Raw genomic sequence first — 14,499 nt, forward strand, 5'->3', positions numbered from 1 at the left:
GATTAATGTCATTAAATGTCAGCTTTTTCACCTTGCTGCGCTGAATTCTCCCCGGCTTCATGGCACACTACTGGCCGATTTAGCAAAAGGCCTGCGGAGGGCTACGTGGACAAAATTTTCGTCGATGAGGCAGTGAACGAACTGCACACCATTCAGGACATGCTGCGCTGGGCGGTAAGCCGCTTTTCCGCTGCCGGAATCTGGTACGGACATGGCACAGACAATCCCTGGGACGAAGCCGTTCAACTGGTCCTGCCGTCACTCTGGCTGCCGCTGGATATTCCTGAAGATATGCGCAGTGCGCGTCTCACCGCCAGCGAACGTCTTCTGATCGTTGAGCGTGTCATCCGTCGTGTTAACGAGCGTATTCCTGTCGCCTATCTGACCAATAAAGCCTGGTTCTGCGGGCACGAATTCTTTGTCGATGAGCGCGTGCTGGTGCCGCGTTCACCGATTGGCGAGCTGATTGAGAACCGCTTTGCTGGTCTGGTCAGCACACCGCCTCGTCATATTCTGGATATGTGTACCGGCAGCGGCTGTATCGCGATTGCCTGCGCCTATGCTTTCCCGGAAGCCGAAGTGGACGCCGTGGATATCTCCACTGGCGCGCTGGTGGTAGCCGAACAGAACATTGAAGAACATGGACTCATCCACCAGGTGACGCCGATTCGTGCTGACTTGTTCCGCGAACTGCCACAGCTGAAATATGATCTGATCGTCACCAATCCGCCGTACGTTGATGCGGAAGATATGGACGATCTGCCTAACGAATATCGCCACGAACCGGAGCTTGGTCTGGCGGCTGGCAGCGACGGCCTGAAGCTGGTGCGCCGCATTCTGGCCTGCGCGCCCGACTATCTTAGCGAGCAGGGCGTACTGGTCTGCGAAGTAGGCAACAGCATGGTGCACATGATCGAGCAGTATCCCGATGTGCCCTTTACCTGGCTGGAATTCGACAACGGCGGTGACGGCGTCTTTATGCTGACGCGCCAGCAGATTGTCGATGCACAACACCATTTCTCTTTTTACAAAGACTAAAAGTGGGGCGAAGCCTCGCCCGCCGAACTCTGACAAGGAAACAGCATGGCCGGAAACAGCATCGGGCAATTTTTTCGAGTAACGACTTTTGGCGAGTCCCACGGTCTGGCACTGGGCTGTATCGTTGACGGTGTGCCGCCAGGTATCCCGCTGACTGAAGCAGATATTCAGCATGACCTCGATCGCCGCCGTCCTGGCACGTCGCGCTATACCACGCAGCGCCGCGAGCCGGATCAGGTAAAAATTTTGTCCGGTGTCTTTGAGGGTGTGACCACCGGCACCTCGATCGGCCTGCTGATTGAGAACACCGATCAGCGCTCGCAGGATTACGGTGCCATCAAAGATCTCTTCCGACCGGGCCATGCTGATTACACTTACGAGCAAAAATATGGTCAGCGCGACTATCGTGGCGGCGGTCGCTCATCGGCGCGTGAAACCGCAATGCGCGTGGCAGCTGGTGCAATTGCCAAGAAATATCTGCAGATGAAACACGGTGTCGTAGTACGTGGCTATCTGTCGCAGATTGGTGATGTCGCCTGTGAGCTGAAAGACTGGAACATCGTGGAGCAGAACCCGTTCTTCTGCCCGGATGCCGATAAGCTTGAGGCGCTGGATGAACTGATGCGCGGCCTGAAAAAAGAGGGCGACTCCATCGGTGCCAAAGTTACGGTTATGGCAGACAACGTGCCGCCAGGCCTGGGCGAGCCGGTCTTTGACCGACTGGACGCCGATCTGGCGCACGCGCTGATGAGTATCAATGCGGTGAAAGGCGTTGAAATTGGCGACGGCTTTGCGGTGGTTAACCAGCGCGGCAGTCAGCATCGCGACGAGATCCGCCACGACGGTTTTCAGAGCAACCACGCCGGCGGCATTCTGGGCGGCATCAGCAGCGGGCAGACCATCAGTGCCAATCTGGCGATGAAACCAACCTCCAGCATCACCGTGCCAGGTAAAACCATTACCCGCGACGGCGAAGAGGTGGAGATGATCACCAAAGGCCGCCACGATCCCTGCGTCGGAATCCGCGCTGTGCCGATCGCCGAGGCGATGATGGCGATCGTCCTGATGGATCATCTGCTGCGCCAGCGGGCGCAGAATGGTGACGTCAACAGCTCTGTACCGCGCTGGTGATGGCATGAAGGCTATTCTGCTTACGCTGAGTGCGCTGCTGATCAGCGCCTCCAGCCTGGCCGCAACGCCGTGGCAACAGATCCAGCAGCCGATCAGCGGCGCACCGCAGTCAATTGGTGGCTTTGCCAACGGCTGTATTGTCGGCGCGCAGGCACTGCCGCTGAATTCACCGCACTATCAGGTGATGCGTCAGGATCAGCGGCGCTTCTTTGGCCATCCCGATCTGATTCAGTTTATTCAGCGGCTCAGCACCCAGGTGCATAATCTGCAACTGGGCAACGTGCTGATTGGCGACATGGGCATGGCGGCAGGCGGGCGCTTCAGCAGCGGTCACGCCAGTCACCAGACCGGGCTGGATGTCGATATCTGGCTGCAACTGCCAAAAACACGCTGGAGCGCGCAGCAGCTGCTGAAGCCGCAGCCGCTGGATCTGGTCGGGCCGGGTGATAAGAATGTCATTGCGCGTCACTGGCAGCCGGAAATCGACAGTCTGATTAAACTGGCCGCAAAAGATGACGATGTTACGCGTATCTTCGTCAATCCGGCGATTAAAAAGCAGCTCTGTGCGGATGCGGGTAACGATCGCGACTGGCTGCGGAAAGTGCGCCCGTGGTTCGCGCATCGTGCCCACATGCATGTGCGACTGCGCTGCCCGGCGGGCAGTATCGGCTGTGAAGATCAGCCGGCACCGCCGGCTGGCGATGGTTGTGGCGCAGAGCTGCAAAGCTGGTTCCTGCCGAAACAGCCGGGTCCTGGCGCACCGGTGAAACGTGAGCCACCGCCGTTACCGCCTGCCTGTCAGGCTCTGCTGGATAAACATCTACTGTAAGGGATTCCATGGAGTGGTTTGTGGTCAGCCCTCTGCTGGTCGGGCTGCTGTTTTTAATCGCCATGCTCGCCGGTTTTATTGACTCCATCGCCGGTGGCGGGGGGCTACTGACAGTACCTTCACTGCTGGCGGCGGGCCTCTCGCCGGCGCAGGCGCTGGCAACCAATAAACTGCAATCGGTCGGCGGCTCGTTTTCAGCCAGCCTTTACTTTGTCCGACGTGGTGCGGTCAATCTCAATGAGCAGTGGCTGAATATCGCCATGACGCTGCTGGGGTCCATTCTGGGCGCGATACTGATTCAGCGACTGCAGGCTGATTTTCTGCGCCAGATGCTGCCGCTGTTTTTGATCGCAATTGGCCTGTGGTTCCTGCTGATGCCAACGCTGGGCGAAGTCGATCAGGCACGCCGCCTGCATGGCCTGCCTTATGCGCTGGTGGGTGGCGGGGCAGTGGGATTTTATGACGGATTTTTCGGGCCGGGCGCAGGCTCGTTTTATGCGCTGGCTTTCGTTACCCTCTGCGGCTATAACCTGGCCAAAGCGACCGCGCATGCCAAGGTGCTCAACTTCACCTCAAACATGGGCAGCCTGCTGTTCTTTATGTTCGGCGGCAAAGTGGTGTGGGGGACCGGTCTGATTATGATGCTCGGTGCCTTCTGTGGCGCGCGTCTGGGCGCGCGGCTGGTGCTGAGCCGCGGACAGAAACTGATCCGCCCGATGGTGGTGATTGTTTCTGCCGTCATGAGCATTAAATTACTGTGGGACAGCCACGGCAGCGCCGTTCTGGCCTGGCTGGCCACGCTGCATTCGTAACCTGAAACGCGATACCGTTATGAACCTGACCCATCATTATGAACAGCTGGTCACGCTGTTTGATCGCTGCTTCAGCGATGAATTTCAGACCCGCCTGATTAAAGGCGACGATGAACCCATCTATCTTCCTGCTGATGCAGAGTCGCCGTGGAACCGCGTGGTCTTTGCCCACGGCTTTTACGCCAGCGCCCTGCATGAGATCTCTCACTGGTGCATTGCCGGTGAAGCACGCCGCAAACTGGTCGATTTTGGCTACTGGTACTGCCCGGATGGCCGCGATGCGCTGACCCAAAGTCAGTTTGAAGCGGTTGAAGTGAAGCCGCAGGCACTGGAGTGGATGTTTTGTATGGCGGCAGGCTTTCCCTTCAACGTGAGTTGTGACAATCTCGACGGAGATTGTGAGCCGGATCGCATTGCGTTCCAGCGTAAAGTGCATGCTCAGGTCATGAGCTATCTGACGTCGGGCATTCCCGACCGTCCTGCGCGTTTTATTACCGCTCTGGCGGAATTTTATGGCAGGCCTTCACTCACCGCGTCGCAGTTTCCCTGGCCGGACGATCTGTGATGCAGGAAGGCATTATTAATAGAGGAATTGAGATGATCGCAGAATTTGAAGCGCGTATTCTGGCCCTGATTGACGACATGGTCGAGCATGCCAGTGACGATGAGCTGTTCGCCAGCGGTTATCTGCGCGGGCATCTGACACTGGCTGTGGCCGAAGTAGAGCAACTGGGCGAACATACGCCAGAAGCACTGCAGATTCAGGTCTCCCGCAGTCTGCAAAATGCTATTGCTGCCGGAGAACTCTCACCGCGCGACCAGGCATTAGTGGTCGGAATGTGGGACAACCTGTTTGTTCAGGCACGCCAGCTCTCCGCATAACGCTGCAGGGCGGCGTGCCGCCCTCCGCATCGGCTAAACTGCTTTTCCCTTCAGTAATTTCCTTACCCAGTAACGATTCGGATTAAGCGCTGCCAGTGTACTCGCGTCCAGCGGCTGCGGTTCGCCCGTCAGTTGGGCTGCCAGCACTTCGGCTGCCAGCGGCGCACTGCACAGGCCGCGCGATCCCAGTGCACCAAACAGATACAGGCCCGCCAGATCGGGCGCATCAGCGATATCGTGACTTGCGGCCAGCTGAGCCGGTAAATCAGCGTACTGCATAAGCGTGGCGTCATAATCCGGCACGCCGCCCACCATCGGCAGATGATCCCGCGTGGCGCAGCGCACACCCATTCTCGCCTCGCCGTCACTGACATCCACGCTCTCTGCCCAGCGACGGTCAGGCAGGCAATCCAGCAGTCGGCTGCGGTTCTCCTGCTGATCCTCTTCCCGGTAATCCGTTGCGGTTTCGCCACGATGATAGCTGGCACCGATACAGTGGGTGCCAAACTGCGGGCTGACGGGTGTCAGGTAGCCGTCGTAACAGAGCACGGTCTGCAGCGCGTCGAGGCCCGGGGTTGACGGAACATGGCTCACCTGACCGGCCACCGGATAGGTCGGCAGCGGGGCGCTCTGCGCAACGTCGGCAATCGCATGGCCGTTAGCCAGCACCACCGTCGGATGACGGACCACCGGGCGATCGCTGAACGTCAGCGTCCAGTGATCATCATCCCGTGAAAGACCGCTTATCCGGTGCAGCCAGTGAATGCGTAAGCCCTGGGTTTCGCCATAAGCCAGCATTGCGGTGGTCAGTTCGGCCGGTGAGAGCCAGCCACCTTCAGGATAGAAAATGCCGCTACAGCCATGGTCAACATTCGCCAGTTTCTCCGCCTCTGCGACATCCACGCCACGAGCGATAGAGTCAGGCAAGCCCATCGCCAGCATCTGATCAATCTTCTTACGGCTTTTCTCATCCCAGCCCAGTTGAAGCACGCCGCTCCAGTGATGCTCATAGTTGACGGTTAACTGATCGTAGAGCCGTCGGGCGAAGCTGAAGGCCGCCGGGAAAAAGGTGGCGAGCGCCGGGTCGTGCTGGTTGAGCAGCGGATAGAGCGCGCCCTGACGATTACCGGACGCGCCCAGCGCGGGTGCTTCGTCGGCGCAGTAAAGCGTGACCCGCCAGCCGCGACGCAGCAGCGCCAGCGCTAAGGTGGCACTGGCGACGCCGCCGCCAATCAGGGCAACATCACGCTGCTCCGCAGATTGACGATGATACCAGGGCTGCGGGCTGGGTAACGGAGGCGCATCCTGCAATGGTCCGCACAGCATTTCGCGCTTCGGTCCAAATCCCTTGCGGCGGATGACGGTAAAGCCTGCCTCCTGCAGACCCCGCCGCACGATGCCTGCGGCGGTAAAGGTTGCGAAGGTCCCTTGTGGACGCGCCAGCTTTGCCATCATGCCGAACAGCGCTGGCGTCCACATATCCGGGTTCTTCGACGGCGCGAAACCATCCAGGAACCAGGCATCCACCTGACGATGCAGGCTCTCATCCAGCTCTCCCATCAGCTGGTTAATATCGCCCAGCCACAGGTCGAGCGTGATGCGTCCGCCGTCAAACAGCAGGCGCTGACAGCCGGGCAGGGCCGCAGGCCACTGCGCCTGTAGTGCCTCCGCCCAGTGAGCCAGTTCCGGCCAGTGCTGCTGCGCAGCAGCCAGGTCTTCATGGGTTAACGGAAACTTCTCAAAGCTGATGAAGTGCAGACGTTTTAACGTGGCATCGGGCTGTTCGCGCTGAAACGCATCGAACGCCTGCCACAGCGTCAGAAAGTTGAGGCCGGTGCCAAATCCGCTTTCCGCCACGATCAGCAAATCGCGCGGATGCTCTGCAAAACGCGCGGGAAAACCGTTGCCGCCAAGGAAGACATAGCGTGTCTCTTCCAGACCATTGTCATTAGAGAAATAGACGTCACCAAACGCTCGGGAAACAGGTGTACCCTGTTCATTCCAGTTCAGCTGTGCATGTTCAACCGGAGTTAATTTCACGGTAAAGGCTCGTTTTTCAGGCAGTGGCGCGATTCTAGCGACCCACGTGACATGACGCAAATTTACAAAAGGAAATAGCTGATCGGACTTGTTCGGCGTACAAGTGTACGCTAGAGTGCAAGCCAATTAAGAAGAAGTGGATGAGGAAGATTGAATGAAACGTGCTGTGATTACTGGCTTAGGGATCGTTTCCAGTATTGGTAATAACCAGCAAGAGGTGCTGTCATCTCTGCGTGAAGGACGCTCTGGCATCACCTTTTCTGAAGAGATGAAAGATTCCGGCATGCGTAGTCACGTCTGGGGTAACGTTAAATTAGATACCTCCGGCCTCATCGATCGCAAAGTTGTGCGTTTTATGAGTGATGCGTCCATCTATGCTTATCTTTCCATGGAAGAAGCGATTAAAGATTCCGGCCTTACCACTGAAATGTATCAGAGCAACCCACGCGTGGGTCTGATTGCTGGTTCAGGCGGCGGTTCTCCTCGCTTCCAGGTGTTTGGTGCGGATGCTATGCGCAGCCCACGTGGCCTGAAAGCGGTTGGCCCCTATGTGGTCACCAAAGCGATGGCCTCTGGCGTTTCTGCCTGCCTCGCCACGCCATTCAAAATTCATGGCGTAAACTACTCGATTAGCTCCGCCTGTGCCACCTCTGCGCACTGTATCGGTAATGCCGTTGAGCAGATTCAGCTCGGCAAACAGGATATCGTTTTTGCGGGCGGCGGCGAAGAGCTGTGCTGGGAAATGGCCTGTGAGTTCGACGCCATGGGCGCGCTCTCTACCCGTTACAACGACACGCCTGAGAAAGCGTCACGTACTTATGACAATGAGCGCGACGGCTTTGTTATTGCCGGTGGCGGTGGCATGGTGGTGGTTGAAGAGCTGGAGCATGCGCTGGCACGTGGTGCGCACATCTATGCCGAAATCGTTGGTTACGGCGCGACGTCAGACGGTGCAGATATGGTTGCCCCATCAGGTGAAGGCGCAGTGCGCTGCATGAAGATGGCGATGAACGGTGTCGATACGCCAATCGACTATCTGAACAGCCACGGAACCTCTACTCCGGTAGGTGATGTGAAAGAGCTGGGTGCGATTCGTGAAGTGTTTGGCGATAACACGCCATACATTTCTGCGACCAAAGCGATGACCGGCCACTCGCTGGGTGCCGCTGGCGTGCAGGAAGCGATTTACTCGCTGCTGATGCTGGAGCATGGTTTTATTGCGCCAAGCATCAACATTACCTCCCTGGACGCGGCAGCAACCGGTATGAACATCGTCACAGCGCCGATGGAAAAAGAGCTGACCACCGTGATGTCTAACAGCTTTGGTTTCGGCGGCACCAACGCCACCCTGACCCTGCGTAAATATCAGGCGTAATCATTACGTCAGTACGCTGAAGGGCCGGCTTGCCGGCCCTTTTTGTTTTTCAGCCCCTCTGCGTGACCTCGTTTACCCCTCGGTACTAAGCCTTCCGCTGCAGCAGCCGCAGCAACTTATCGCATCCTGCCACAATCTCGTCAGGCGCCAGCGCGGCAAAGCCCAGCAGCCAGCCTTGCTGAGGCGCAGGTCCTGCATAGAGCGGGCTGAGACGTGGTAATAGCAGACCTTCTTGTGCCGCCAGCGCGGTTAAGCGTGCTTCGTCCTTCTGCAATTTCACCGTCAGCTGTAATCCGCCGCCGCTGGCTAACGGCGTGAGCCATGGCGAGAGCCGCTGCTCGATCTGCTCAAGTAAGCGATCGCGACGACTGCGATAGAGCTGACGCATCAGCCGCAGATGGCTGGCGAAATGTCCCTGCTGCAGGAAGGCGGCGGTGACAGCCTGTGGCAGCAGGGCGCTGTGCCCATCGAGCACGCTGCGTGCCTGACCCATGGGTGTAATCAGCGCGGGCGGCACCACCATCCAGGCCAGACGCAGAGAGGGAAACAGCGACTTTGAGAAGGTGCCCAGCGTGATCACCCGCTGATGGCGATCCAGTCCCTGAAGCGCAGGAACAGGCCGTTCGTCGTAATGAAACTCACTGTCGTAGTCATCTTCGATTAACCAGCACTGGTTTCGCTGCGCCCAGTCGATCCATGCCAGACGCCGCGGCAGGCTGAGCGTGATGCCGGTAGGGTAATGATGCGATGGCGTCAGATACATCAGCTTTGCACTGCCGCTGGCGGGCAGGGCACCTTCGGTATCAACCGCAATCCCGCGCACCTGTGCACCTGCGGCCATAAAGGCATTGCGTGCTCCGGGATAGCCTGGCTCCTCCATCCATACCTCATCACCAGGATCGACGAACATCATCGCGAGCAACTGCAGCGCCTGTTGTGAACTGGTCAGAATGATGACCTGCTCCGGCTGGCACGTTACGCCGCGTGAGAGCGCCAGATAATCAGCGAGTGCGCTGCGTAACGGCATATAGCCGCAGGGATCGCCGTATCCCATTGCCGCGCTGCCCATTGAACGCTGCACGCTGTTGCTCAGGCGCCGCCAGGTGTCGTGGGGAAAAGCGCGTAATTCCGGTGAGCCGGCGGCGAATGCGTGTGGAAACGGGGGATCCTGGCAGCCGCCGGTTGCCAGTACCTGCTGGCCCCGCGCCGAAAAACGGGCGGGCTGAGGCCGTACCGGTGCGGATAGGGGGCTGGCGGGGATGATGATAGCCACAAAGGTGCCGCGACCGGTTTCGCGACGCAGGTAGCCCTCACTTTCCAGCTGTCCGTAGGCGGCTTCCACCGTCACACGAGACACCTGCAGATCCTGCGCCAGCTGCCGGCTGGAGGGTAACTGCTGACCGGCGTGCAAATGGTGACGGTTGATCGCCAGCCGCAGGGTAGAGCAGAGCCGCTCACGCACGCCGCCACTGGCCTGGTGCTGGAAAAGTTGTAACAGTGGTGAAGGCATATGGGTCTTAACCGTGCTGGATAATGGGTATCAGTAAGCAGTCCACTTTGCCGTAAACTGCGACTTCACCACAACAGGAGAATCGCTATGTCATCGGTTTTACAGATTCCGGCCGCCACGCCGCAGCAAAGCCTCGATTATCTGCAGGCAAAACTCGCTTATTACACCGACGCCTGGGATCTGGCAGACGACCTGGCCCGTCAGGCACCAGAAATAGTGGTGATCGATGCCCGTGCGCCGGAGGCTTATCGTGCCGGTCATATCTGCGGCGCAATAAACTTTCCGCATCGCGGAATGGATGCCAGTACAACGGCGCGACTCGATCGCAGTAAAGTGTTTATCACCTATTGTGACGGTATTGGCTGTAACGGCTCGACGAAAGCGGCCTGGAAACTGGCATCGCTGGGATTTCAGGTGAAGGAGTTAATTGGCGGGCTGGATTTCTGGAAACGTGACGGTCATCCGCTGACCTGGGGTGAAGCAGCGGGGGAATGGCCTCCCGCCGCGCCCATAGCATCCTGCGGTTGCTGACTCAGAGTACCAGCCAGAGTAAAAGGGTGATGACCACCAGTGCGACAAAGAATCCCAGCAGGGGACGCTGCGCCAGCGGTTGTATCGCGGGCGGCAGCGATGCAACAAAGGGTGACCAGATCGGCTGAGGTTTAATATCGCTGGGTGCCAGCGGCTGCTCGAAAAGTTTTTCTGCCCGGTCAGCGCGACGGCTGAACAGGAAGTTCAGCAGATCCTGCGTCTGTGCCGTGGTCAGAACCATCTGCGGCGTCGCCTGAAAACGCTGCTGGCTGTAATCCTCCAGTTGCTGCCGTTCCTGCTGATCGAGCGGCTGCTTCAGGGACGCTTCCAGCAATTGCAGCGTCGGTGCACTGTGCTGACTCAGCGTCTGGCGCACCTGCAGATACTGTGTCAGCAGCGGGAAGTGGCGTGAAGGGATCGGGTCGCCGCTGGTCAGATTCACCAGTTTCAGCGCCGCCGACCACAGCTTACCGGTGGATTCGCCGGTTGCAGCGGCCAGGCGCACCACCTGCTGATTCAGGGTATGGTGCTCGGCAGGCAGCAGCGTGCGATCGCTGACGCGGATCTGCTGCGGCTGGGGAATCGTCATCTGTCCATTCTGCAGCATGGTCAGCACCTGGCGCAGCTGATCATGGCTTAGCGCGCTCAGGACGGTCTGACCAAACTGCTGACGGATAAAATCGCTGACGGCCTGGCGGTTATTACCTTTCGGCAGCAACTCAGTGAGCTGAGTCATCAGCTGGCGGGTGCCATGGCCGTTTTGCGCCTGCGTCAGGCGACTATTCAGATACTGTTCTGCAGCCGGAAAATGACGCGACTGTAACTCGGCTTCACTCTTTACACCCACTTCATGACGGACGCCCGCCCAGAGTTCAGGCGCTTTAAGATTGCTGAGCGATAAGATACGCACGATCAGGCGCTCTAACGTCGTGCGCTGGGCAGGGGAGAGAGGTTGTTCGCCCGCCACAGAACCGTGACGGTGCAAGCCGGTTTGCGGATTGACAGATGAACGATCGACCGGCGCACCGGGGCCGCTGAGAGGTTGCATGGCGGATTCCTTGGGAAAACAGAACAGCGTGGGGTGCGCCGGAAAACGAATAGGCCATGATAGCAAAAGCCCTCGTGAAATCCCACGGGGGACTCGCGTTTCGGCGCGAGATTTACGCTTCAGTTGTGAACCTCAGCCGCCTTTATTTACCACTACTTTCAGCTGCATCTTTACTCACCGCAGCCATCCTCCGTAATCCGCAGCGGGTGCGATTCAGGATGGTGGCTGAGTTACCGGTTTATGCCGGGTTAAAGGTGTACGCAGCCGCTGCGCCAGTATCACACCGCCCAGCGTCAGACCCCCGCCAATCCAGTGGTAACTGTGCAGTTGCTCATGCAGAAACAGTACGGCGATCAGTGCGGTAAACAACGGCGTCAGATTCATAAAGATGCTGGTGGTGCTGGCCCCCAGGCGCTGCACGCCGTGGATCCATAAGAAGGGCGCGATGATGGAGGCGAACAGCCCGGCAAACGCCACCAGTGGCAGGTTTTGCCAGTTAAGCGACACGTCTGGTGCCAGTAAAAAGCCGGGCAGCAACAGCAGTACGCCGAATACGATCTGCACATAGAGACTCTGCCAGATTGGCAGTGGCAGCGCCCAGCGTTTAGTCAGGACGCCATACAGCGCATAGGAAGTGGAAGCGGCCAGCATCATCAGTTCACCGTTGCCCATGCCGTGATTCAGCAGTTGCATCACGTCACCCTCACTGACCAGCCACACCAGCCCGCAAAAAGAGATGATACTGCCGAGCAGGATACCGAGCGTTGGCGCAATTCGCAGGATAACCACACTCAGCAGTACGGTGAGTAGCGGGATCAGCGCGCCGATAATGCCCATAAAGAGCGCGCTGACGCTGTGTGCAGCATAATAGGCGAGGCTTTGATAGAGCACCATGCCGAGCAGCCCAAGGATCGCCAGCCGCCAGAGGTGCGGTTTGATTGTCTGACGCGTGCGCCACACGCCAGGCAGCACAAAGGCGGTCAGCACCAGCAGCGCCAGCAACCAGCGATAGAATGAGATCGCTGCCGGATCGATCGCACTGGCCGACAGTTTGCTGACAATTGAGTTGATCGACCAGATCATCACCGCAAAGAGTGGGTAAAGGAAAAACATGCTGACTCTCCATACATCATTACACGTTATTAATGAGGCGCAGTGTACGCTTGTCCGGATTTATCCAGATAGTTAATATCGGACAAAATGAGCGAATGAGCGGACAGAATGAGCCTGAAAGTGACCTACCAGCCGCCGGTGAATGCGCCGCAGTTACGCTACTTTATGCGCGATGAACAGGCCAATGCCCGCACCGAATATCTGCCACATTCACATGCCTGGGGCCAGCTGATCATGGTGAAAAGCCACGTTCTGGAGATGCAGGTCGAGGGCGAGCGCTTGCTGACGCCGGCCGACATTCCGGTCTGGATCCCGCCAGGTCAGCTGCACAGTAGCTATAACCATCGTCAGGCGCAGTTCCGCACTTTTAATCTGGCGGCATCGCTCTGCGCCGATTTACCCCGGCGCGCCTGTCTGATGCTGGTGGATCCCATTGCACATGCCATCATGGACGATTTCGCTGAGCAGCAAATTGAGCAACCCGCTACGGATGCGCAGTGGCGGCTGTGCGAGGTGCTGCGCGATCGTCTGAAGCTGGCGCAGGTGCAGGAGAGTTATCTGCCGACTTCAGATGATAAATTTCTGGCACCGGTGTTACATGCGCTGGAAGCGCACCCTGGCGATAACACCACGCTGGCGGGCTGGGCAGCGCGGGTCTTTACGACCGAACGGACGCTGGCGCGGCGCTGCCAGCAGCATCTGCATATGACATTTGGTGAGTGGCGGCAGCGCCTGCGGTTTCTGCGTGCCATCGTGCTGCTGGAGCAGGGAGAAAGTGTGCAGAGTATCGCCCATGAGCTGGGTTACAGTTCCGCCTCGGCGCTGATTGTAATGTTCCAGCAACAGGCAGGCACCACGCCCGATCGCTACCGTGCGCGGTTAGGTTAACGCGTCGCTTTGTGCCAGAATAATTGCCTCACATGTAACACACAGGAAAGCCGTGGTGAAAATTCTGGTCGATGAAAATATGCCTTATGCCCGTGAGTTATTCAGCCGCACCGGCGACGTGGTCGCGGTGCCAGGGCGTCCGCTGCCGGTGGCTGAACTGGCCGATGCCGATGGCCTGATGGTGCGCTCTGTCACCCAGGTGAATGAATCGCTGCTGGCTGGAAAGCCGGTGAAATTTGTCGGCAGCGCGACGGCGGGCACCGATCATATCGATGAGAACTGGCTGCAGCAGGCGGGCATTACGTTCTCTGCTGCCCCCGGCTGTAACGCCATCGCGGTGGTGGAATATGTTTTCTCTGCGCTGCTGCTGCTGGCGGAGCGCGATGGTTTTGAGCTGCGTGACCGCACAGTCGGCATTGTCGGTGTCGGTAACGTTGGCGGGCGGCTGCAGAAGCGGCTGGAAGCCTGGGGCATTAAAACCCTGCTGTGCGATCCGCCACGCGCCGATCGCGGTGACGAAGGCGATTTTCTGTCACTGGAGGCGGTGACAGAGCAGGCAGACATTCTGACCTTCCACACGCCGCTGTTTAAAGATGGCCCCTACAAAAGCTGGCATCTGGCGGATGTAGCGCTGCTGATGGCGCTGAAGCCCAACACCATTCTGATCAACGCCTGTCGCGGCCCGGTCGTGGACAACGGCGCGCTGCTGGAGGTGATGAACATGCGCCATGACCTCAGCGTGGTGCTGGACGTCTGGGAGCCGGAGCCGGATCTCTCGCTGGCGCTGCTGGATAAGGTCGACATCGCCACGCCGCACATTGCGGGCTACACGCTGGAAGGCAAAGCACGTGGCACCACGCAGGTCTTTGAAGCCTGGTGCGACTTTATCGGTCAGCCGCAGCAGGTGCCGCTTAGTACCTTACTGCCGGAGCCGGAATTCAGTGAAATCACCCTGAATGGTCCCCTGGATCAGCCAACACTGAAACGCCTGGTGCATCTGGTGTATGATGTGCGCCGCGATGATGCCCCGCTACGTAAAGTGGCGGCGAAACCCGGCGAGTTTGATCGCCTGCGCAAGCAGTATCTGGAGCGCCGCGAGTGGTTTTCGCTGCAGGTCAACTGTGATGACGCCTCAACGGCTGAGATGCTGAACCAGCTGGGCTTTAACGCAATCTACTTCCCGAAGTAACGGGCGCTGCAGGCATGGGACCGTTTTCTGCACTGAATCAGTCGGTGACCAGAAAACGCGCATAATCCATGCCTGCCAGTGTGGCGGCAGGTTTCGGGGGGGATAAATCTGAA

General features: G+C 58.4%; 14 protein-coding genes. 10 read left to right on the forward strand and 4 right to left on the reverse strand.

The features are described from left to right. Positions 1-105 precede the first annotated feature (105 nt). Genes prmB through QSK07_RS01365 form a run of 6 tightly spaced genes read left to right on the forward strand, consistent with a single transcriptional unit; the run spans position 106 to position 4,692 of the window. Positions 106-1,038 (forward strand): 50S ribosomal protein L3 N(5)-glutamine methyltransferase, encoded by a 933-nt coding sequence (gene prmB / locus QSK07_RS01340; RefSeq protein ID WP_285720246.1) that lies wholly within the window; start codon positions 106-108, stop codon positions 1,036-1,038. Between the two features lie 45 nt (positions 1,039-1,083). Then, positions 1,084-2,169: a chorismate synthase gene (aroC, locus tag QSK07_RS01345; RefSeq protein WP_098052723.1), complete on the forward strand. Its 1,086-nt coding sequence runs from the start codon at positions 1,084-1,086 to the stop codon at positions 2,167-2,169. A gap of 4 nt (positions 2,170-2,173) precedes the next feature. Then, a complete protein-coding gene (mepA, locus tag QSK07_RS01350; RefSeq protein ID WP_285720247.1) occupies positions 2,174-2,998 on the forward strand; it encodes a penicillin-insensitive murein endopeptidase in 825 nt (274 codons plus the stop codon). An 8-nt stretch (positions 2,999-3,006) separates the two neighbouring features. Beyond that, entirely contained in the window at positions 3,007-3,810 is an 804-nt protein-coding gene (locus tag QSK07_RS01355) for a sulfite exporter TauE/SafE family protein (protein ID WP_285720248.1), read from the forward strand. Positions 3,811-3,829: 19 nt separating this feature from the next. Beyond that, positions 3,830-4,375 (forward strand): elongation factor P hydroxylase, encoded by a 546-nt coding sequence (locus QSK07_RS01360; protein WP_285720249.1) that lies wholly within the window; start codon positions 3,830-3,832, stop codon positions 4,373-4,375. 32 nt (positions 4,376-4,407) lie between these two features. Continuing rightward, on the forward strand, positions 4,408-4,692 hold the full coding sequence (locus QSK07_RS01365; protein WP_003854283.1) for a YfcL family protein: 285 nt from the start codon (positions 4,408-4,410) through the stop codon (positions 4,690-4,692). Positions 4,693-4,725: 33 nt separating this feature from the next. On the opposite strand, the gene mnmC is transcribed toward QSK07_RS01365, so the two are convergent. Beyond that, positions 4,726-6,732: a bifunctional tRNA (5-methylaminomethyl-2-thiouridine)(34)-methyltransferase MnmC2/FAD-dependent 5-carboxymethylaminomethyl-2-thiouridine(34) oxidoreductase MnmC1 gene (gene mnmC / locus QSK07_RS01370; RefSeq protein WP_285720250.1), complete on the reverse strand. Its 2,007-nt coding sequence runs from the start codon at positions 6,730-6,732 to the stop codon at positions 4,726-4,728. 154 nt (positions 6,733-6,886) lie between these two features. Between mnmC and fabB the strand changes: the two genes are divergently transcribed. Further along, a complete protein-coding gene (gene fabB, locus QSK07_RS01375; RefSeq protein WP_098052728.1) occupies positions 6,887-8,107 on the forward strand; it encodes a beta-ketoacyl-ACP synthase I in 1,221 nt (406 codons plus the stop codon). 85 nt (positions 8,108-8,192) lie between these two features. Here fabB and pdxR read toward each other — a convergent pair whose 3' ends face one another. Continuing rightward, positions 8,193-9,617 (reverse strand): MocR-like pyridoxine biosynthesis transcription factor PdxR, encoded by a 1,425-nt coding sequence (gene pdxR, locus QSK07_RS01380; protein WP_285720251.1) that lies wholly within the window; start codon positions 9,615-9,617, stop codon positions 8,193-8,195. Between the two features lie 87 nt (positions 9,618-9,704). Between pdxR and QSK07_RS01385 the strand changes: the two genes are divergently transcribed. Further along, the gene (locus QSK07_RS01385) at positions 9,705-10,148 is read left to right on the forward strand and encodes a rhodanese-like domain-containing protein (RefSeq protein WP_285720252.1); all 444 of its coding nucleotides are present in this window, start codon (positions 9,705-9,707) and stop codon (positions 10,146-10,148) included. A 1-nt stretch (position 10,149) separates the two neighbouring features. On the opposite strand, the gene flk is transcribed toward QSK07_RS01385, so the two are convergent. Further along, complete coding sequence (gene flk / locus QSK07_RS01390; protein WP_275220987.1) at positions 10,150-11,196, reverse strand: flagella biosynthesis regulator Flk; 1,047 nt, start codon at positions 11,194-11,196, stop codon at positions 10,150-10,152. 213 nt (positions 11,197-11,409) lie between these two features. Beyond that, complete coding sequence (locus tag QSK07_RS01395) at positions 11,410-12,309, reverse strand: DMT family transporter (protein ID WP_098052732.1); 900 nt, start codon at positions 12,307-12,309, stop codon at positions 11,410-11,412. A gap of 108 nt (positions 12,310-12,417) precedes the next feature. On the opposite strand from QSK07_RS01395, the gene QSK07_RS01400 reads away from it, so the two are divergent. Both QSK07_RS01400 and pdxB read left to right on the forward strand, forming a co-directional pair. Beyond that, positions 12,418-13,197, forward strand: coding sequence for an AraC family transcriptional regulator (locus QSK07_RS01400; RefSeq protein ID WP_098052733.1), 780 nt, complete (start codon positions 12,418-12,420; stop codon positions 13,195-13,197). A 55-nt stretch (positions 13,198-13,252) separates the two neighbouring features. Further along, positions 13,253-14,386, forward strand: a complete 1,134-nt coding sequence (gene pdxB / locus QSK07_RS01405) for a 4-phosphoerythronate dehydrogenase PdxB (protein ID WP_285720253.1) — start codon at positions 13,253-13,255, stop codon at positions 14,384-14,386. Positions 14,387-14,499 lie beyond the last annotated feature (113 nt).

It is taken from the genome of Pantoea sp. QMID4 (genome assembly GCF_030270445.1).
Taxonomy (GTDB): Bacteria; Pseudomonadota; Gammaproteobacteria; order Enterobacterales; family Enterobacteriaceae; genus Pantoea; species Pantoea vagans.